The following is an 18524-nucleotide window of genomic DNA, read 5'->3' on the forward strand; positions in this document are numbered from 1 at the left end:
CGGGCAGGCAGGGGACATCAGGGCAGGGCGCGGACGACACTGTCAGCTCGGAGCGAAGGGGCGGGGCAGGGACCGGGGCCCCCTCCGGTAGAACGGTGCGCGAGGCCGCGATGATCCGCCGGACAGGTCCTGGCGGTCGCCAATTCACTGCCTCGTTCGCGGAGTTTATACGACATGTGTTCCATCGGCGCTTCGCCTACCGGTGCTCGGAAATGCGGGCAAGGCGGTATTCGGTCGCCATAATGAGGGGTTCATCCGCGTTTTCCCGGTGCGGCACGCCTGTGACCTGGATATTCATCCCGCAGGCGGTCGGCCTGTTCCTGTCGGCGATTTCGCCACCCACTCGTCAGCCTCCGCGGGACGAGTGAGCGACGGACGAGGGCCGAACAGGTGCCGGGGTGCGGGAGGCCATTCGCCCGCGGCTTGCCGCGTGAATGTGCCCAGTGCCTCGGTCGCGATCGAGCCTAGCGCGCGGCGGGCTGTCGCGGGGCGTTATGGATCGCATTGCCTGGGCATCATGTTCCGTGGACCAGCCCTGGGCGGCAGCCGGGGACCAGTACCCCGGGGAGGGCATCGATGGGTGAGAAGGTCGAGGCGGGATCCTTCGATCTGGCGGATCGGCATGCGTTCCGCCGCAAACTTCAGCAGTGCCGGCGGGCGCTGGAGCGGATGCTGGACGAGAAGCGCTTCGACCGCCCGAAGAACCTCCTGGGCCTGGAGATCGAACTCAATCTCGCGGGCTCCGACGGCCTGCCGCGAATGATGAACCAGCAAGTGCTGGAGCGGATCGCCAGCCGCGATTTCCAGACCGAGCTCGGAATGTTCAATCTGGAAGTGAATATCGCCCCCCATCGATTGGGCGACCGCGTCCTGGACCGGCTGGCCGAGGAGTTGCGGATCGGCCTCGGGTATGCCGACCGCAAAGCGGGCGAGCTGGACGCCGGGATCGTCATGATCGGAATTCTTCCGACGCTCACCCGCGACGACCTCGTCTCCGCCAATCTCACCGACGTCGACCGCTACCGCCTTCTCAACGACGAGATCGTCGCGGCCCGGGGCGAGGAATTCCCGCTCGACATCGAGGGCGTCGAGCGGCTGCGCTACACCGCCTCCTCGATCGCCCCCGAGGCCGCCTGCACCTCCGTGCAGCTCCACCTCCAGGTGACCCCCGACCGCTTCGCCGACGTGTGGAACGCCGCGCAGGCCGTCGCCGCCGTGCAGATCGCCGTCGGCGCCAACTCGCCCTTCCTCTTCGGCAAGGAGCTGTGGCGCGAGTCCCGGGTGCCGCTCTTCCTCCAGTCGATCGACACCCGTCCGGTGGAACTCCAGGCCCAGGGGGTGCGCCCGCGCACCTGGTTCGGCGAGCGGTGGATCTCCAGCGCCCTGGAACTCTTCGAGGAGAACCTGCGCTACTTCCCCGGCCTGCTGCCGATCTGCGACGACGAGGACCCCGAGGCGGTGGTGGCGGCGGGCGAGGCCCCCGGACTCGCCGAGATGGTGCTGCACAACGGCACCGTCTACCGCTGGAACCGTCCGGTCTACGGCGTCGCCGACGGCGTGCCCCACCTCCGCGTGGAGAACCGCGTCCTGCCCGCCGGCCCCACCGTCGTCGACGTGGTCGCCAACGCCGCCTTCTACTACGGTCTGGTCCGCGCCCTCGCCGAGAGCCGCACCCCGGTCTGGACGAAGCTTCCCTTCGAGGCGGCCGAGGCCAACTTCGACGCCGCCTGCCGGTACGGGATCGACGCCCGGCTGAGCTGGCCGCGGCGCGGCAGGTACGCCGGCACCACGGAGACCGACGCGGCCACCCTCGTCCTGGAGGAACTGCTGCCGCTGGCCTCCGCCGGGCTGGACGCCTGGGGCGTCGACCCGGCAGACCGGGACCGCTACCTCGGCGTCATCGAGGCCCGCTGCCGCCGCCGGACCAACGGTGCGGCCTGGCAGGCGGCCACCTACCACCGGGCCCGGGAGAGCGGGATGGAGCGGCGCCCGGCACTCGCCGCCATGGTGCGCCGCTACAGCGACCTCATGCACGCCGGGGAACCGGTGCACACCTGGCCGGTCGGGGTCACCGACGCGACCGCCCGGCCGGTCTGAGCCCGGCCGGGCGGAGGGCGCGTACGGCTTCGCGGGTGCTCGTCAGACGGTGCTGCCCGCCTCCATGATCGCTTTGAGGATCACCGCGTGGATCTGCGCCGGGTCGCTGACCTGGTGGCCGGAGCCGCCGGTGGCCTCGGCGATCTCCTTGACCTCCTCCTTGTCGGCGGCCGGACCGACCGCGATGGCGATCACCGGGACCGGCCGGTCCGTGTCGCGCAGCCCCTCCAACTCGGCGACGAGGGAGCTGCGGGAGATCGATCCGGGGTCCTCGTTGACCCCGTCGGTGAGGATCACCAGGGCGTTGAACTTCCCGCTGACGTAGCTCTCCTGCGCCGCCCGGTAGGCGGCGAGCGTGGTGTCGTACAAGCCCGTCGCGCCGTCCGGGACCGGGGTGAGGTCGCCGAAGGCGGCGGTGAGCCGGTCGCGGTGGGCCTTGCCCTTCCCGTCCCGGTCGCCGAGGCGGCGGGTCTCGACCAGCTTGCGGTAGTCCTTGTCGCCGTCGAGGTGGGTGGCGAACTCCCACAGGCCGATCTCGTCGTCCGGGGTGAACTGGGAGAGCGCCTGGATCAGCGAGGCCTTGGTGACGTCCATCCGCGACTGGCCGCGGCCCGGCACCGGCTGTCCCATCGAGCCCGAGGCGTCGACCACCGTGGTCAGCCGGGCGCTCTGCACCGTGATGGTCCACATGCCGAGCGTCTCCTGCACGGCCTCGGGTGCCGGCGGTTCGAACCCGTCCTGGTCGTAGGGCTGCGGCGTACGGCCGCCCGCCGCGGTGACCACTGATTCGTCGGGGTCGCCGGATTCCGGGCGGAAGCCGTGCCGGGCCAGGAGACGGCGGCCCTCCGGCTCGCCGAAGAAGGTCATGAGGCGCACCGCCGCCCGGCTCTCGTCGGTGCTCTGGCCGCGCTCGTCGACGAGGGCGAAGGGATAGTCGAGCAGCGGTGCGCCGTCCTTCGGATAGAAGAGCCCGAGGTCCTCCTCCCCGGCGCCGGCGTTGTGCCGGTGCGCCGCCTGCTCGGTGAGGATCACCGCCTGGTTGCGGCGCGGGTTGCCCTGCTCGGTGCCGGAGGCGTCGCGCGCCAGGGTGTCCAGGACCTGGCCGTCGCTGTCCGACATGCGGGAGGCGAGGATCTTGGCGGCCGCGGCCACCTGGGTGTCGTCGTCGTCCCCCGCGGCGGAGGCGGAGGCCCCGATCATGGTGAGGGCGAGCAGGCCGGGGGCGCTGCGGGCCGGGTCGGCGGTGCCCAGGCGCAGCTTGTCGCCCTCGGTGGCGGTCGCGGCCAACTCGGCCCAGCTGTACGTCTTCGACGGCCACCCCAGTGAACGGGCGGCGCTCGGCAGCATGGCGACGCCCACCGGCGTGGCGGCGAGATTGCCGGTGGGCGTGACGGAGGTGCTGTCGGTGTCGGAGACCGCTCTGTCCAGCCAGAGGGCGGAGTCGGGGACCCACACCTCGTAGTCGCCGCCCTTGCCCGCCCGCAGTGCGTCGGCGACCCGGTAGGCGTCCCGTGCGGTGACCCGGACGTCCATGCAGTGGCCGTCCGAGGTCACCTCCTGCTCGCGTATGTGGGTCGCCGCCTGTCTGAGCGCCGGGGCGATGTCCGGGGCGGCCACCACGTCGACGCGGACGGCCTCGTCCGCGCAGGAGCCGCCGAGCGGCAGCAGACCGGTGCGTCCGGCCACCGCGGTGCCCGCGGCGGCCGTGAGGACGAGCACGGTGGCGATGGCGACGGTGCGGCCCCGGGCCCGGGGGCGACGGTCGGGCGCAGCGGCCCCGTACTCATCGGGCAAGCTGTGACGTCCCATTGCGGTGGTGCCCCTCCTTGAGCGATGAAGCAAGGAGAGGGGGACCGGTGCGCCCTCGACGGCGCCCGTCCCCCTCGGCCTGTCGCGCACGATCTTCGGATCTGTTTTCGAGACCCTAGCGGGGTGCGCGGGCGGATGGGACGGGATTGCACAACTGGAGGCAGAGTGCGGACGGAGGCAGGGCGCGTGGCTGGTTCTCTACGGCTGGAAGACCCCTCACGACGGGTGTTCCGGGACGAAACGCTGATCGTGCTGGCGCTGTCGCTGGGGGCGAGCGCCGTCTCCTCCCTGATCAGTTTCGTCGGCTCGGTGACCCGGCCGGGCGGGCTCAAGGACCAGGCGGCCAATCTCAACTCCTCGGCGGCGCCCGGACGTCCGTGGCTGGATCTGGCCTGGCAGCTCTTCGGCGTCGCGACCTCCCTGGTGCCGGTGCTGCTCGTGCTCCACCTGCTGACGCGGGAGGGCGCGGGGCCGCGGGCGATCGGCTTCGACCTCACGCGGCCCCGCTTCGACCTGACCCGGGGCACCCTCCTGGCCGCCTGCATCGGCAGCGCCGGGCTCGCCTTCTACCTGGTCTCCCGCGCCGCCGGGATGAACCTCACCGTCGTCCCGGAGTCGCTGCCGGGGGAGTGGTGGAAGTTCCCCGTGCTGATCCTCTCGGCGGCCGAGAACTCGGTCCTGGAGGAGGTGATCGTGGTCGGTTACCTGCTGCGGCGGCTGGAGCAACTGGGCTGGACGCCGGTCGCCGCCCTGCTGGCCAGTTCGGTGCTGCGCGGCTCGTACCACCTCTACCAGGGCGTCGGCGGCTTCATCGGCAACCTGGTGATGGGCGTCGTCTTCGCCTTCCTCTACCAGCGGTGGCGCCGGGTCGGGCCCCTGGTCGTCGCCCACACCCTCCTGGACATCGGCGCCTTCGTCGGGTACGCGCTGCTGGCCGGGAAGGTCGGGTGGCTGCCGACCGCCTGACCGGCCGGACGCTCCGAGCCGCGCCGCTCACGCCAGGATCGCGCCGTCGAACACGGTGACCGCGTCCCCCGTCAGGAGCGTGCGGTCGCCGCGCAGTTCGGTCCGGACGATCCCGGTGCGCGCTCCGCCCTGGAGCCCGGTCAACCGGTCGCGTCCGAGGCGGGCCGACCAGAACGGGGCGAGGGCGGTGTGGGCGCTGCCCGTGACGGGGTCCTCGTCGATGCCGACCCGCGGGAAGAAGCCGCGGGAGACGAAGTCGTAGCCCGCGGCGGGATCGTCGGCCCGGGCGGTGACGACGACGCCGCGCCGGCTGTGGCGGACGAGGCCCCGGTGGTCGGGCGCCAGCTCGCGGACGGCCTTCTCGCCGGGCAGCTCCAGCAGCAGGTCGCCGCAGTGCGGGCCGGTGTCGTGGACGCTCAGCGGCACGGTGCCCAGGGCCTCGGCGAGCCCCGCCGGGAGCTCCTCCTCGGCCAGCGGCGCCGTCGGGAGGTCCAGGGTGTGCCCGCCGCCGTTCGGTGCCGCCGTCAGGACACCGCTGCGGGTGGCGAAACGCAGCGGGGCGCCGTCGGCCCGCGCCCTCCCGTCGGCGGTGAGGGCGTGAGCGGTGGCGAGGGTGGCGTGGCCGCACAGGTCCACCTCGCACCGCGGGGTGAACCAGCGCAGTGCCCAGTCGGCCTCGCCACCCGGCGGCAGCGGGTGGGCGAAGGCGGTCTCGGAGAGGTTCACCTCGGCGGCGATCAGCTGGAGTCGCGCGTCCTCCGGAAAGGCGTCGAGGAGGACGACCCCGGCCGGATTCCCGGCGAAGGGCCGGTCGGTGAAGGCATCGATGATTCGCAGGCGCATGGGGCGAGCGTGCCGCCTTGCGGTGAGGGGCGGCAAAGGCCAATCGCGGACGGGTGGACCCGGTTCAGGCGGCCGGGGGACACCGCTCCCCGGGGGCCTTCGCACTCCAGGGCCGCCGCTTCCTGGGGGCGTCGCTCCCAGGCTCACCCTTGTCCGCGGGCACCGTCCGGCGGGCCGGCCGGCCGTACCTCCGCGGAGGCCGGCGCACAGCTTCGTGGTCGCGCCACTGTCCGTCGACCGCCTGGAAGCCGGGCGAGTGCCCCTCGCGCCGGTAGCCCGGACGCCTGACCGAGCGCGCGTGAGCGGGCGTGGCCGGAGTGGACGGCCGCCTCCAGCCGGTGCGGTCCCGGCGTGCCGGACCACCAGGTCCAGCCCTTCCGCCAGGCGGCCCCGGACGGTCGTTGGCGCATACGCGGCGAAGCCGGGCGTGCCGCACTGCCCGACTGCCGCGGAGACCGTCGTCGCCGTCGGGCCCGTCGACGATCGCGCCGGACCCGCGCAGGCGGATCACGCGCCCCTCGTGGGGCGGCGGCCCGAACCGCTCCAGACGCCTCTCGGACGCCTCGGCTGTCGGCTCGTGACCGCCCAGCCGGCGCCGGCGCGGGCTCGAAGCTCTCGCGGGTGGGTGCGGTGTTCTCTCCGTGGTCCGGCGGGGACGGCGGAGGTCTGCTCGCGCGCCGTGTCCTCGGGTGCGAGGTGATCGTCATCGACTGGGCCCACGTGCCGGCGCGACTTTCGGGGAGGAGGCTTGCCGTCAGAACAGTCCCGATATATCGTTGAGGCATCGCGACCGATTACAAAAGGAAGGAGTGCTGCGATGCGCGTCCACGGACACGAGCACGAGCATGAGCACGGACGGGGGCACGGGCGGCAGTTCGGTCCCGACCGGCGAGGACCCGGTTCCGAGTGGGCCGAGTGGTGGGGAGGGGGCAGGCGAGGGCCCGACGGCGACGACCGGCGCCGCGCGGCCTTCGGGCCGTTCGGTCCCGGCTTCGGGCCCGGTGGCCCCTGGGGCGGGCGCGGCGGCGGGCGGGGGAGGGCGCGGCGCGGTGACGTGCGCGCCTCGATCCTCGCGCTGCTGGCCGACCGGCCGATGCACGGCTACGAGATGATCCAGGAGATCGCCGAGCGCAGCGGCGGCGCCTGGAAGCCCAGCCCCGGATCGGTGTACCCGACGCTCCAGCTCCTGGAGGACGAGGGTCTCATCGCCAGTGAGAGCGGTGGCGGCAAGAAGCTGTTCGCGCTCACCGAGGAGGGCCGGTCCGCCGCCGAGGCGGGGCCGGAAGCCCCCTGGGAGGAGGTCGGCCGCGGCGTCGACTGGGAGAGCGTCAACGAGATCCGCCAGGCCGGTGCCGGGCTGATGGAGGCGTTCGGCCAGGTCTGGAAGACCGGCACCAAGGAGCAGCGGGAGAAGGCGCTGGCCGTCGTCAACGACGCCCGCAAGCGGCTCTACCTGATCCTCGCCGACCAGGACTGACCGCGCCGCAGGGGCGCGCGGGATGATCCGTGCGCCTCTCGCCCGCGCCCATCCGCCCCTCCTCCGCAGGGAGGAGGGACGGCTCCGCCGTGCCCACCCTGTGTCGGATGCCCGAATGCGTCCCCTCGGGGATGTGGACGAAGCGCCCGAATGGTGAGGTGGTGGGTGTGCACCGCCCTATCTCCCCGTCGGACCCCGAACCCGCGCCGGCCGACGGTTCCCCGCGGCCCGAGCTGGCCAACGCCCTGGCGGGCGCCCGCCGCCGCGCCCAGCGGGACGGCGACGGGCAGACCGACACCGCGCACCTGCTGCACGCCCTGCTCGAACACGATCCCGCCAGCCGCGAGGCCGTCGACGCCGGTGAGCAGGGCGGCGAACAACTCGTCAAGCTCCTCGGCCTGCTCGTCCAGCGCAACATCGGCTACGGGCTCAAGTGGCACGGCTCCGTCGAGGATTCCGGCGCGCTGCCGGTGGCCCGCTCCGACGGCTGGTCGCCCGCGGCGGCCGAGGCACTCGACATCGCCCGGCGGCGGGCCGGGCGCCGAGGTGGCGGCCCGGCCGGCCCGGACCTGCTGGCCGGCCTCGTCGCCGACCCCGAGTGCCGTGCCGTGCAGGTCATGGAGCGGGCCGGGGTCGACCGGGAACTCCTGCGCCGCCGCCTCGGCGCGCTCGCTCCCGGACGGCCTGGGACACCCGCCGGACACTCCGGCGCCGAGGAGCGGGCCACCGGGACCGAGGGGCCGCCCCGGTACGTGGGCGAACAGGCCGGCCCCATAGACGTGTCGGCTCTGCGCCGTGAGTTCACGCCCCCGCGCGGCCGCCACCCGGAGCGGGACGGCCGAGGCCCGGGCGAGGGACCTGCCGCGGGCCGATGAGCCCCGGGAACAGCCGCCTTCCTCGGCGAGCCTCGCCCGCTCCGAGGCAGTCCGGTCGCCGACAGGTGCTCCGGCGAAGGGGAAGCGGGCCGCCCGGCGCCACGGCAAGGAGCGTCGGCAAGGACCGCCGGCAAGGAATGCCGGTAAGGACCGCCGCGGGGTGACGCCCCTGAACGCGGCTGTCATGATGTGCCCGTGTCACGCTCCTCCGCTTCCCACGCGCCCGCCGTCCCGGCCGCACCGCCCTCCCGCCGGTTCGGCGGCCGGGGTGCGGGACTCGGCCTCGCGCTCGTCTCCGCGCTCGCCTTCGGCGGTTCCGGGGTCGCCGCCAAACCGCTCATCGAGGCCGGACTCGACCCGCTCCACGTCGTGTGGCTGCGGGTGGCCGGGGCCGCCCTGGTCATGCTGCCGCTCGCGTGGGTCCACCGCGATCTGCCGAAGAGGCGCCCGGCGCTGCTGCTCGGCTTCGGCCTGCTGGCGGTGGCGGGCGTACAGGCCTGCTACTTCGCCGCGATCTCCCGCATCCCGGTCGGCGTCGCGCTGCTCGTCGAGTACCTGGCGCCCGCGCTCGTCCTCGGCTGGGTGCGCTTCGTGCAGCGGCGTCCGGTGACCCGGGCGGCGGCCTTCGGCGTGGTCCTCGCCGTCGGCGGACTCGCCTGCGTGGTGGAGGTCTGGGCCGGACTCCGCTTCGACCTGGTCGGGCTCCTGCTGGCGCTCGGCGCCGCCTGCTGCCAGGTCGGCTACTTCGTCCTCTCCGACCAGGGCGGCGACGCCGGTGACCAGGCGCCGCACCCGCTCGGCGTCATCGCGTACGGCCTGATCGTCGGCACCGTGGTGCTCACCGCGATCGCCCGGCCCTGGTCGATGGAGTGGGGGGTGCTGGCCGGGACGGCCCTGATGGACGGGACGCCGGTCGCGGCCCTGCTGCTGCTCTGCTGGATCGTGCTGCTCGCCACCGTCCTCGCCTATGTGACCGGGGTGCTGTCGGTGCGCAGGCTGTCGCCGGCGGTAGCCGGGGTGGTGGCGTGCCTGGAGGCCGTGGTCGCCACCGTCCTCGCCTGGGTGCTGCTCGGCGAACACCTCTCGCTGCCGCAGATCGCGGGGGGCGTCGTGGTGCTGCTCGGCGCGTTCATCGCCCAGTCCTCGACCCCGGCCGCTCCGCCGTCCGGGCCGGTCGCGGCGTCCCCGCGGACCGGAGAACAGGAGGCGGGTGAACAGTTGTCGGCCGCCCGCGACCGTGCCTAGAGTGCGGTCCATGCCCCATGCACTCGTCCTTCCGCCGCCTGCGGCCTGAGGCGGGCCCCCGCACGCCGTAGCCCGGCCGGTCGCCGGGGCGGCGAGTGCTGCCCGCAGACGTGAACCGATCGCTTCACACCACCTGCGGAGAACACCATGTCCCTCCCCTCCGCCGTCGGCCTGCCCGTGGGCCGCGGCCTCTTCTACCTGATCGTCGCCGGGGCGGCCTGGGGCACGGCGGGCGCCGCCGCCTCCCTGCTCTACCGCGTCAGCGACATCGGCCCCGTCACCCTCTCCTTCTGGCGCTACGTCGGCGGCCTCGCGCTGCTCGTCGGCGTGCACGCCCTGCGGCGCGGCCGACGGACGCCGCGGCCGGCCGAACCGGTCGGGCGCAAGGTCCGCCGGGTCCTCGCCACGGGGGTCGGCCTGACGGTCTTCCAGACGGCGTACTTCGCCGCGGTGCAGGAGACCGGGCTCGCCGTCGGCACCGTGGTGAGCCTCGGCTCGGGCCCCGTACTCATCGCGCTCGGCGCGCGGCTGCTGCTGGGGGAGCGGCTCGGTCGCGGCGGCCTCCTGGCGGTCGGCGGCGCCCTGCTCGGTCTGGCGGTACTCGTCCTCGGCGGTGAGGGCGTGGCCGTCCGCCCGTCGGGGATCGCGCTCGGCGTGCTCGCGGCCGCCGGGTACGCCTCCGTCACGCTCATGACCCGCTTCTGGGGCCGGGACGGCGACGGCGACCCGCTCTCCACCACCACCTGGGCGTTCGCCGTCGGCGCCCTGCTCCTGCTGCCGTTCGGCCTGCTGGAGGGAGTCGTGCCGCAGAGCACCGACCCGGTGCGCGTGATCGGGCTCCTGGTGTACGTCGCCGCCGTGCCGAGCGCCCTCGCCTACGCCCTGTACTTCGCCGGGGCCGCCGTGGTCCGGTCGGCGACCGTCTCGGTGATCATGCTGCTGGAACCGGTCAGCGCCGCCGCCATCGCGGTGCTGCTGCTCGGCGAGGAGCTGACCGCGCCGACGGTGCTGGGGACGCTTCTGATGCTGGTGGCGGTCGTCGGCCTGGCGGTGGCCGAGACGCGCGGCGCGTCCGCCGCCCGGCGGGTGGCCGCCGGGGCCGCCCGCTGACACCGCCGGGGGCGGCGCCGGACCGCGCGCCGCCCCCGGCGCGCGGTCAGCCTGCGGGCGTGAGGTAGCCGGGTACCGGCACGTCGGCGCCGAGGCCGGCGGCCGGCGCCGCGGCGCCGTACCGCGTCTCGACCGGGACCAGTCCGGCCCAGTACGGCAGCGACAGGTCCTCCGGGTCGTCGTCGGGCTCGCCCGTGCGCGACTTGGCGGAGACCTCGGCCAGTTCGAGGCGGAGGACGGCGGTGGCGGCCAGCTCCTTGGCGTCGGCGGGGCGGCAGTCGGCCGACCGGCCCGGCACGACCTGGTCGACCAGCGCGTCGAGGACGGCGGCCTTCTCGGCGGGGTCGGTCACCTGGTGGGCGGTGCCGTGGGCCACCACCGAGCGGTAGTTGAGGGAGTGGTGGAAGGCGGACCTGGCCAGGACCAGCGCGTCGACGTGGGTGACGGTCACGCAGACCGGCAGCCCGGTGCCGTCCCCCGCGGAACGCAGCGGGCGGGATCCGGTGGAGCCGTGGACGTAGAGGTGATCGCCGATCCGGGTGTACAGGGTCGGCAGGACGACCGGGGCGCCGTCGCGGACGAACCCCAGGTGGCAGACGCTCCCCTCGTCGAGGATCGCGTGCACCGCCGCCCGGTCGTAGGAGGCGCGGTCGCGGGAGCGGGTCGGGACGGTGCGCGGGGTCGGGACGTAGGCGCCCTCGGCCGGGGCGGCGGCGTCCGCGGTGCTCCCGCTGCCCTCGTCGCGGGTGTGCGGGGATTCCGGCGTGACCATGGCGAACTCCATTTGCACTAGTGCATAATGTGGTTTGTGCTAGGAGAGTATCGGATCACCGGGCGGCGTGCCGCAGAGATTTCCGCCAGCGTGGAGCGGGGCGTGGCCACCGGCGCGCTCCCACCGGGCCACGCCCTGCCGCCCCTGCGGGAGTTGGCCGACCACCTCGGGGTCAACCCGAACACCGTGGCGGCCGCCTACCGCCTGCTGCGGGAGCGCGGGGTCATCGAGACGGCCGGCAGGCGCGGCAGCCGCGTCCGGGCCCGGCCGGTCTCCACCCCGCGCGACCAGATCCGCGTCGAGGTGCCGCCGGGCGCCCGCGATCTGTCGACCGGCGACCCCGATCCGCGGCTGCTGCCCGCTCTCGCGCCCGCTTTCGCCGAGGCCGCCCGCACCGCCGACGAACAGCCGGTCCTCTACGGGCAGGAGCCGCTGGACGACGGGTTCGCCCGGCTCGCGCGGGCCGCGTTCGAGGCCGACGGGGTGCCCTCGGGCCCGCTCGCCGTCACCTCCGGCTCGCTCGACGCCGTCGAGCGGGTCCTCGCCGCGCACCTGCGCCCCGGGGACGCCCTCGCGGTGGAGGACCCCGGCTGGGGCAGCCTCCTCGACCTCGTGCCGGCCCTCGGGCTGCGGCCGATCCCGGTCGCCGTCGACGACGAGGGGCCGCTGCCGCGAGAGGTCCGGCGGGCGCTGGCGGAGGGCGCGCGGGCCGTGGTGCTCACCTGCCGGGCCCAGAATCCGACCGGCGCGGCCGTCTCCGCCGCGCGGGCCCGGCAGCTGCGTGACGTGCTCGCCGCCCACCCCGAGGTGCTGCTGGTCGAGGACGACCACGGCCACGGCATCGTCGCCCCGCCCCCGCACCCGCTGGCGGGCACCACCACCCACTGGGCGTTCGTCCGCTCGGTCGCCAAGGCGTACGGCCCGGATCTGCGGGTCGCCGCGGTGACCGGGGACCCCGTCACCCTCGACCGGCTCCGGGGCCGCCAGCGGCTCGGGCCCGGCTGGGTGAGTCTGCTGCTCCAGCGCGCCGTGGCGCAGTTGTGGCGGTCCGGCGCCCCCGACCTCGCCGAGGTCGCCCGCTCCTACGACGAGCGCCGCGAGGCGCTGATCCGGGCGCTGGCGGCGCGCGGGGTCGAGGCGCGCGGCACCGGCGGCCTCAACGTCTGGGTACCCGTCCCCGACGAGACCCGCGCGGTGGTCTCCCTGCTCCACGCGGGCTGGGGCGCGGCTCCGGGTGCCCGCTTCCGCCTCGGGGCCCCGCCCGGCGTCCGGATCACCGTGTCCCCCCTGTCCCCGGACGACCTCGGTCCGCTGGCGGACGCCGTGGCCGAGGCCGTGCGGCCGCCCCGGGGAGTGCGTTACGGCTGAGGCGCGGGGGTGCGGGCCGGCTCGGTGCGGCTCTGGGCCAGGGCCGCACCGGCCAGCACCACCAGGGCGCCGGCCGGTGTCGGCCAGGCCAGGGGCTCGCCCAGCAGGGCGACACCCGCGGCGGTGGCGATGACCGGGACCAGGTAGGTGACCATCTGGCCGATCGTGGGGCCGACCTCGGCCACCAGCCCGTACTGGAGGAGCAGGGCGAGGCCGGTGCCGAGGGCGCCGAGGGCGACCACGGCCAGCAGCGGGCCGACCGGGAAGGTGGCCGGTACGGAGGTGAAGAGGGGGGTGACTGCGGCCAGTTGCACGGTGGCCAGCAGCAACTGGCCGGTCATCACGGAGAGGTGGGAGGCGTCCGCGCCCGCCAGTGTCCGGCGCACGTAGATCCAGCCGACCGGGTAGCAGAGCGAGGCGAGCAGGGCCAGCGCCGTGCCCCGGACGTCCAGTCCGCTGAACCCCTCCCAGACACCCAGCACCGTCAGCACGCCGAGGAAGCCGAGGCCGAGCCCGGCGACCCGGCGGCGGGTCGGCCGGTCCTCCGAGAGGGCGACCAGCGACAGCGCCATGCCCCACAGCGGCGAGGTCGCGTTGCAGATCCCGGCCAGGGTGGAGGGGATGGTCAGCTCGGCGTAGGCGAAGAGCGAGAACGGCACCGCGTTGAGCAGGAACGCCGCCACCGTCAGATGTCCCCAGACCCGGGCGCCGCGCGGCAGCCGGTCGCGGCGGACGGCGAGGGCGGTGGCCAGCAGCAGCGTGCCGAAGACCAGGCGGCCGAGGGTCACCTGGAGCGGTGCGTACGCCTCCGTGCCGACCTTGATCAGCAGGAAGCTGAACCCCCAGATCAGTGACAGCACGGCGAACCGGACGCGCCAGCCGACCCGGTGGGCGCGGGGCGGTGTCGCCGGAACAGGCGGGGCGGGCGCGGAGGCCGGGGCGGAGGCGGCGGGAGCCCCGGGCTCCGGGGGAGCGGTGGTCATGACGCCACTCTGCGGCGGTCCCCGCTTAAGGACAAGCGACTATTCGTGCGAGGAACCGCGTAGCATCGCTTACATGTTGAACCTGGAGCGCCTCCGCACCCTCGACGCCCTCGCCCGCCACGGCTCGGTCGTGGCGGCCTCCGCGGCCCTGCACGTCACCACCTCCGCCGTCTCCCAGCAACTCGGCAAGCTGGAACGCGAGACCGGCAGGCAGCTCATCGCCCGGCAGGGGCGAGGGGTCCGGCTCACCGACGCGGGGCGGCTGCTGGCCGACCACGCGGCGCGCATCCTGTCCCAGGTGGAGCAGGCCGAGGTGGACCTGGAGGCTCAGCGCGGCGCCGTCGTCGGCGAGTTGCGGCTCAGCGCCTTCCCGACCGCCGCCCGGGGTCTGCTGCCCGCCACCCTCGCGGCGCTGCGCGCCGCCCATCCCGCGCTGCGTGTCGGCTCCCGCGAACTGGAGGCGGGCGAGGGGGTGCGCGCGGTGGTGCGCGGCGACCTCGACCTCGCGGTGGTCCTCGACTGGTACAACAAGCCGCTCCCGCTGCCCGCCGGGCTGGTCAAGGCCTCACTGCTGGACGACCCGGCGGACGTGGCCGTCCCCGTCGGCCATCCGCTCGCCGGACGGGATTCGGTCGAGCTGGCGGAGCTGGCCGAGGACGACTGGATCACCTGGGCGGACGGTGAGTTCTGCCACGAGTGGCTGATGTTCACACTGCGCGCCCAGGGCATCGAACCGCGTACCACCCACCGCGCGGAGGAAGGTCACACCCAACTCGCGCTGGTCGCCGCCGGCCTGGGAGTCTGCGTCGCCCCCCGGCTCGGCCGGGACCCGCTGCCCGAGGGCATCCGCACACTGCCGGTGCGCAACGGCATCCGCCGTCACGTCTACGCCCTCTGGCGCGCCGACGCCGACCGCCGGCCCTCGATCAGGGCCGCCGTCGCCGCCCTGGAGCGGGCGGCGACGGCCCTGGCGTGAGCCGCCGCGCCCTCGCCTTCTAGAGAGGCCCACGTGGAACGGGGGGCTCGCTTCGGGACTGTCGGTCCCCGGCGGTGACCGCTCGCCCGAGGCCGCCTCCGGACCCGCTGGAGACGCCCGAGCCGAGGGTGGCGAGGGGCTCGGAAGGCGGGCCTGGTCCGCCGGCGCGAGCAGACCCGCCAGGACGGTCCACGCGGTCGGGGCCGGCGGTGGCGGTGGCGGGCCAAGTCGTGTCCGGCCTGTGGTGGCGGGGCGAGGAGCCCGCCGGCCGAGGAGGGCCGGAGCCCGCTGCCGTTGCCGGTGCGGGGCGGCCGAGCCCGGCCGCCGTGTGCCGCACCCGGGCGGGGGCGTGCGTCCCCCGTCGCTCACTTCGCGTCAGGCGGCGCCGCCCGGCCCGTACCGCCGCCGGGTTCCCGGCGCAGCGCGGCGAGCGTCGCCCGCAAGCCCTCGATCAGCGCGGCGAGTCCGGTTTCGAAGGCCAGTTCGCGATGGTGGGGCGGGGCGCAGCGGAGCGGGCCGAGGCCCGCCGGGAGGTGCTCACCGTGCAGCCCGTCCTCGGGGTGGGCGTCGAGGTCCAGGGCGGAACCGATCAGGAAGTACTCGACGGAGCGGACCACGGGCAGCAGCCGCTCCTCGGGCCAGCCCGCCGCGCGCAGCGCGTCGAACGCCCTGGCGTACGCCTCCAGGGCGGCGGGGACGCGGACCGGGCGGGAGGCGATCAGGGGGACCGCGCGGGGGTGGGCGGCGAAGGCGGCACGGTAGGAGCGGGCCCAGAGGTCGATCACCCCGGTCCACGGGCCGGTGGCGTCGGCCAGTTCCATCTCGGCGACGATCAGCGCGTGGAGGCCGTCCACGATCTCGTCCCGCCCCGACACGTAGGCGTAGAGCGAGGGCCCCTTGACGCCCAGCCGCTTCGCCACCCGGGAGGCCGACAGGGCGTCCGGCCCCTCCTCGTCGACCAGTGCGAGGGCGGCCCGCATGATGCCCTCGCGGGTCACCAGCCGTCGTGGCGGTCTGCCCATCCCGGTACTCCTCGTGCCCACGACGCCCCTCGGAGGCCGCTCCCGCGGTACCGGACGTCCTCTTGTCGGTGACCGGGCAGCAGTGTACGTTCCGGGCGTATAAAACTACGGTCCATAGTTTTACGGAGGTCGGGGCATGGAGTACGCGGAGTACCGGGCGCGGGACGCGGTGGGGCTCGCCGCCCTGGTGGCGGACGGCGAGGTCTCGGCGGCCGAACTGCTGGAGGTGGCCCTGGCGCGGGCGGAGGCCGTCGACGGCAAGCTCAACGCCATCGTCCGGCCCATGCACGACCTCGCCCGCGAGCGCGCCAGGACCCCGCTGACCGGGCCCTTCGCCGGAGTCCCCTTCCTCATCAAGGACCTCTCGCAGGACTACGCCGGACTGCCCACCGGGAGCGGGACCCGCTCGCTCGCCCACCTGCCCGCCGAACGGCACAGCGCGGTGGTCGAACGCTGGCTGGAGGCGGGGCTGGTGATCTTCGGCAAGACCAACACCCCCGAGTTCGGGGCGAAGGGCATCACCGAACCGGAGGTGAACGGGCCCACCCGCAACCCCTGGGACCTCACCCGCACCCCGGGCGGCTCCTCCGGCGGGTCGGCGGCCGCCGTGGCCGCCGGGGTCGTGCCGATGGCCGGGGCCAACGACGGCGGCGGCTCCATCCGCATCCCCGCCGCCTGCTGCGGCCTCTTCGGCCTGAAGCCGGGACGCGGCCTGGTCCCGGCCGGTCCCGCCGCCGCCGAGGACCTGCACGGCGCCGCGACCAACGGCGCCGTCTCGCGCACCGTCCGCGACAGCGCCGCCATCCTCGACGTCCTCACCGCCCGCCCCGACCCCGGCGGCCCCTACCTCGCCGCCCGCCCGGAGTTGCCGTACGCCGAACTCGCCCGCCGTCCACGCAAGCTGCGGATCGGGTTCACCACCCGCTCGCCGATCGGCACCGAGGTCGACCCGCACGCGGTCGCCGCCGTCGACGAGACGGCGAAGCTCCTCGCCCACCTGGGACACGAGGTCGAACCGGCCGAACCGGAGATCGACCACCGGCAGCTCGCGCTCGACTTCCTCGCCATGTGGACCACCCAACTCGCCCAGACCGTCGACGAGATACGCCGCACCACCGGCGCCGGACCGGGCGACTTCGAACTCGACACCCACCTGCTGGCCGCCGCCGGCCGCTCCCTCCCCGCACCCCGCTACTTCGCCGCCCACCAGCGCTGGAACACCTACAGCCGGCAGCTCGCCGCCTTCCACGACCGCTACGACCTGCTGCTCACCCCCACCCTCGCCCGCCCGCCCGTGCGCCTCGGCGAGCTGGACACCCCCGCACCGGTCCGCACCCTCGCCCGCGGGCTGATGAAGGTCGGGCTGCTCGGCACGCTGGCCGGGACCAAGGCGTGGGAACGCGCGGTCATCGCCAACCTGGCGGCGACGCCGTACACCCAGCTCGCCAACATCACCGGGCGGCCCGCGATGAGCGTGCCCACCTACCGCACCCCCGAGGGGCTGCCGCTGGGCACCCAGTTCGTGGGGCCGCTGGGCGGGGAGGGGACGCTGCTCGCCCTCGCCGCGCAGATCGAGGCCGAGCGGCCCTGGGCCCATCTGGAGCCGGCGTTGTGACCGTGTGTCCGGCCGGGGCTCACAGCGAGCGGCGTACCTCCTCGGCGGCCCGGTAGCCGGACTCCACGGCCCCTTCGAAGTAGCCGTTCCAGCGGACGGCCGTCTCGGTCCCGGCCCAGTGCAGGGGGCCGACCGGCTCGCGCAGCGACGGGCCGAAGGTGGTCCACGCACCGGGCACCAGGTGGCCCGAGAAGCAGCCCCGCGTCCACTCCTCGGCCAGCCAGTCGAACTCGACGAAGTCGTCCGGGGCGCCGGCCTCCTCCCCGAAGAGGGCGGTGAGATGGTCCAGGACGGCACGGCGGCGGGTCGCGGGCGCCTGGCGGCGCAACAGGACGGCCTCGGCGCCGTAGGCGAAGCCCGTCAGCACCGCCCGGGGCGCGTCGGGCGGCGTGTTGTCCACGGTCTCCGTCAGCACGCCCTCGGCCGACTGGGAGACGCCCGAGAGGCCGGCGGCCCGCCAGAACGGCGCGGTGTACACCGCGTGTGTCTTCAGCGCCGTGCCCGCGGGCATCCGCTGGAGCAGGCCGGCCCGCAGCGGGGGCAGCGCGGGGGAGTAGCGGACGCGGCCCGCCAGCACCGGCGGGACCGCGAGCACCACCCGTGCCGCGTCCCACGCCCCGCCCGGGGTGTGCACGCGGGCGGAGCGCGGGGTGTACTCGACCGCCTCGACCGGCTGTCCCAGTCGCAGGGTCCCTTCGGGAAGCCCCGCGGCCATGCGCTCGGCGAGGTGCTGGGCGCCGCCGGCGAAGCGGGTCTCCTGCGCGCCGCCCTCGTAGCCGAGCAACGGCTCGGTGCCGCCCCCGCTCGCCACGTAGAAGAGCGTCTCCAGGAGCGAGGTCTCGGTCGGCCCGGCCGACAGGAGGCCGCCGGAGACCAGCCTGCCGACCAGGTCGCGGGCGGCGGGCGGGGCGCCGGTCGCCGCCAGCCAGGAGGCGAAGGTGCGGCCGTCCTGGCCGGCCGCCCCGGGAGCCGACCACGGCCGGTCGGGCGGCACCGCGCGGGCCAGCCTGTCGAGGGCGGCCAGCACCTCGGCGGCCTCGGCGGGCAACTCCTCCACGCGCCGCCCGCCGTACTCGATCAGAGCCGCCCCCCGGGACGGCGTGGGGTACGTCCGTACGGCGTGCCGGTGCACCAGGTCCGCCATGTGCCGCTGGGCCGGCCCGATCCACTGGCCGCCGAGGTCGAGCTGGGTGCCGTCGGGGAGGAAGCGGGTCAGGGCCCGGCCGCCGACGCGGGGCCGGGCCTCCACCACCCGTACCGTCAGGCCCTCCCGGACCAGCGCGTCGGCGGCGCTCAGTCCCGCGAACCCGGCTCCCGCCACCACCACGTCGCACTCGCCGAACCGCGCCATCACGCCGCCTTCCGT

At 74.9% G+C, this 18524-nt stretch carries 15 protein-coding genes; 9 read left to right on the forward strand and 6 right to left on the reverse strand.

Annotation, left to right across the window (positions count from 1 at the left end):
- Positions 1-576: 576 nt before the first annotated feature.
- A complete protein-coding gene (locus Sdia_RS14405) occupies positions 577-2097 on the forward strand; it encodes a glutamate-cysteine ligase family protein (RefSeq protein ID WP_100455515.1) in 1521 nt (506 codons plus the stop codon).
- A 42-nt stretch (positions 2098-2139) separates the two neighbouring features.
- Here the strand turns inward: Sdia_RS14405 and Sdia_RS14410 are convergent, their stop codons facing one another.
- Positions 2140-3906 (reverse strand): substrate-binding and VWA domain-containing protein, encoded by a 1767-nt coding sequence (locus Sdia_RS14410; protein WP_185392818.1) that lies wholly within the window; start codon positions 3904-3906, stop codon positions 2140-2142.
- A gap of 165 nt (positions 3907-4071) precedes the next feature.
- On the opposite strand from Sdia_RS14410, the gene Sdia_RS14415 reads away from it, so the two are divergent.
- On the forward strand, positions 4072-4872 hold the full coding sequence (locus Sdia_RS14415) for a CPBP family intramembrane glutamic endopeptidase (RefSeq protein ID WP_115068412.1): 801 nt from the start codon (positions 4072-4074) through the stop codon (positions 4870-4872).
- A 27-nt stretch (positions 4873-4899) separates the two neighbouring features.
- On the opposite strand, the gene Sdia_RS14420 is transcribed toward Sdia_RS14415, so the two are convergent.
- Positions 4900-5715, reverse strand: coding sequence for a PhzF family phenazine biosynthesis protein (locus tag Sdia_RS14420; RefSeq protein ID WP_189500296.1), 816 nt, complete (start codon positions 5713-5715; stop codon positions 4900-4902).
- Positions 5716-6532: 817 nt separating this feature from the next.
- Between Sdia_RS14420 and Sdia_RS14425 the strand changes: the two genes are divergently transcribed.
- From Sdia_RS14425 to Sdia_RS14440, 4 genes are all read left to right on the forward strand, one after another.
- Positions 6533-7192: a PadR family transcriptional regulator gene (locus tag Sdia_RS14425; RefSeq protein WP_100455519.1), complete on the forward strand. Its 660-nt coding sequence runs from the start codon at positions 6533-6535 to the stop codon at positions 7190-7192.
- A gap of 167 nt (positions 7193-7359) precedes the next feature.
- Positions 7360-8067 (forward strand): Clp protease N-terminal domain-containing protein, encoded by a 708-nt coding sequence (locus tag Sdia_RS14430; RefSeq protein ID WP_189500297.1) that lies wholly within the window; start codon positions 7360-7362, stop codon positions 8065-8067.
- Positions 8068-8262: 195 nt separating this feature from the next.
- The gene (locus Sdia_RS14435; RefSeq protein WP_189500298.1) at positions 8263-9312 is read left to right on the forward strand and encodes an EamA family transporter; all 1050 of its coding nucleotides are present in this window, start codon (positions 8263-8265) and stop codon (positions 9310-9312) included.
- A 147-nt stretch (positions 9313-9459) separates the two neighbouring features.
- Complete coding sequence (locus Sdia_RS14440) at positions 9460-10422, forward strand: DMT family transporter (protein ID WP_100455522.1); 963 nt, start codon at positions 9460-9462, stop codon at positions 10420-10422.
- A gap of 46 nt (positions 10423-10468) precedes the next feature.
- On the opposite strand, the gene Sdia_RS14445 is transcribed toward Sdia_RS14440, so the two are convergent.
- Positions 10469-11206, reverse strand: coding sequence for a pyridoxamine 5'-phosphate oxidase family protein (locus Sdia_RS14445; protein ID WP_371874249.1), 738 nt, complete (start codon positions 11204-11206; stop codon positions 10469-10471).
- 24 nt (positions 11207-11230) lie between these two features.
- Between Sdia_RS14445 and Sdia_RS14450 the strand changes: the two genes are divergently transcribed.
- Positions 11231-12562, forward strand: coding sequence for an aminotransferase class I/II-fold pyridoxal phosphate-dependent enzyme (locus Sdia_RS14450; protein ID WP_115068408.1), 1332 nt, complete (start codon positions 11231-11233; stop codon positions 12560-12562).
- On the opposite strand, the gene Sdia_RS14455 is transcribed toward Sdia_RS14450, so the two are convergent.
- Complete coding sequence (locus tag Sdia_RS14455; protein WP_124288511.1) at positions 12553-13545, reverse strand: DMT family transporter; 993 nt, start codon at positions 13543-13545, stop codon at positions 12553-12555. The two genes, Sdia_RS14450 and Sdia_RS14455, sit on opposite strands and share 10 nt — an antisense overlap.
- A 73-nt stretch (positions 13546-13618) precedes the next feature.
- On the opposite strand from Sdia_RS14455, the gene Sdia_RS14460 reads away from it, so the two are divergent.
- Positions 13619-14521 carry a LysR family transcriptional regulator gene (locus tag Sdia_RS14460; RefSeq protein ID WP_100455526.1) on the forward strand — a complete coding sequence of 301 codons (903 nt, stop codon included), beginning with the start codon at positions 13619-13621 and terminating at the stop codon, positions 14519-14521.
- A gap of 365 nt (positions 14522-14886) precedes the next feature.
- On the opposite strand, the gene Sdia_RS14465 is transcribed toward Sdia_RS14460, so the two are convergent.
- A complete protein-coding gene (locus tag Sdia_RS14465; protein WP_189401388.1) occupies positions 14887-15543 on the reverse strand; it encodes a TetR/AcrR family transcriptional regulator in 657 nt (218 codons plus the stop codon).
- Positions 15544-15679: 136 nt separating this feature from the next.
- Here Sdia_RS14465 and Sdia_RS14470 point away from each other — a divergent pair, with 136 nt between their 5' ends.
- Positions 15680-17158, forward strand: coding sequence for an amidase (locus Sdia_RS14470; protein ID WP_189500299.1), 1479 nt, complete (start codon positions 15680-15682; stop codon positions 17156-17158).
- A 19-nt stretch (positions 17159-17177) separates the two neighbouring features.
- Here Sdia_RS14470 and Sdia_RS14475 read toward each other — a convergent pair whose 3' ends face one another.
- Positions 17178-18509 carry a flavin monoamine oxidase family protein gene (locus tag Sdia_RS14475; protein ID WP_100455529.1) on the reverse strand — a complete coding sequence of 444 codons (1332 nt, stop codon included), beginning with the start codon at positions 18507-18509 and terminating at the stop codon, positions 17178-17180.
- Between the last annotated feature and the right edge of the window lie 15 nt (positions 18510-18524).

Source organism: Streptomyces diastaticus subsp. diastaticus (genome assembly GCF_011170125.1).
Classification (GTDB): domain Bacteria; phylum Actinomycetota; class Actinomycetes; order Streptomycetales; family Streptomycetaceae; genus Streptomyces; species Streptomyces diastaticus.

Coding starts and splice junctions, on each gene's coding strand:
- Sdia_RS14405 (WP_100455515.1), top strand. CDS start 577: ATGGGTGAGAAGGTCGAGGCGGGATCCTTCGATCTGGCGGATCGGCAT.
- Sdia_RS14410 (WP_185392818.1), bottom strand. CDS start 3,906: ATGGGACGTCACAGCTTGCCCGATGAGTACGGGGCCGCTGCGCCCGAC.
- Sdia_RS14420 (WP_189500296.1), bottom strand. CDS start 5,715: ATGCGCCTGCGAATCATCGATGCCTTCACCGACCGGCCCTTCGCCGGG.
- Sdia_RS14425 (WP_100455519.1), top strand. CDS start 6,533: ATGCGCGTCCACGGACACGAGCACGAGCATGAGCACGGACGGGGGCAC.
- Sdia_RS14440 (WP_100455522.1), top strand. CDS start 9,460: ATGTCCCTCCCCTCCGCCGTCGGCCTGCCCGTGGGCCGCGGCCTCTTC.
- Sdia_RS14445 (WP_371874249.1), bottom strand. CDS start 11,206: ATGGAGTTCGCCATGGTCACGCCGGAATCCCCGCACACCCGCGACGAG.
- Sdia_RS14455 (WP_124288511.1), bottom strand. CDS start 13,545: ATGACCACCGCTCCCCCGGAGCCCGGGGCTCCCGCCGCCTCCGCCCCG.
- Sdia_RS14460 (WP_100455526.1), top strand. CDS start 13,619: ATGTTGAACCTGGAGCGCCTCCGCACCCTCGACGCCCTCGCCCGCCAC.
- Sdia_RS14465 (WP_189401388.1), bottom strand. CDS start 15,543: ATGGGCAGACCGCCACGACGGCTGGTGACCCGCGAGGGCATCATGCGG.
- Sdia_RS14470 (WP_189500299.1), top strand. CDS start 15,680: ATGGAGTACGCGGAGTACCGGGCGCGGGACGCGGTGGGGCTCGCCGCC.
- Sdia_RS14475 (WP_100455529.1), bottom strand. CDS start 18,509: ATGGCGCGGTTCGGCGAGTGCGACGTGGTGGTGGCGGGAGCCGGGTTC.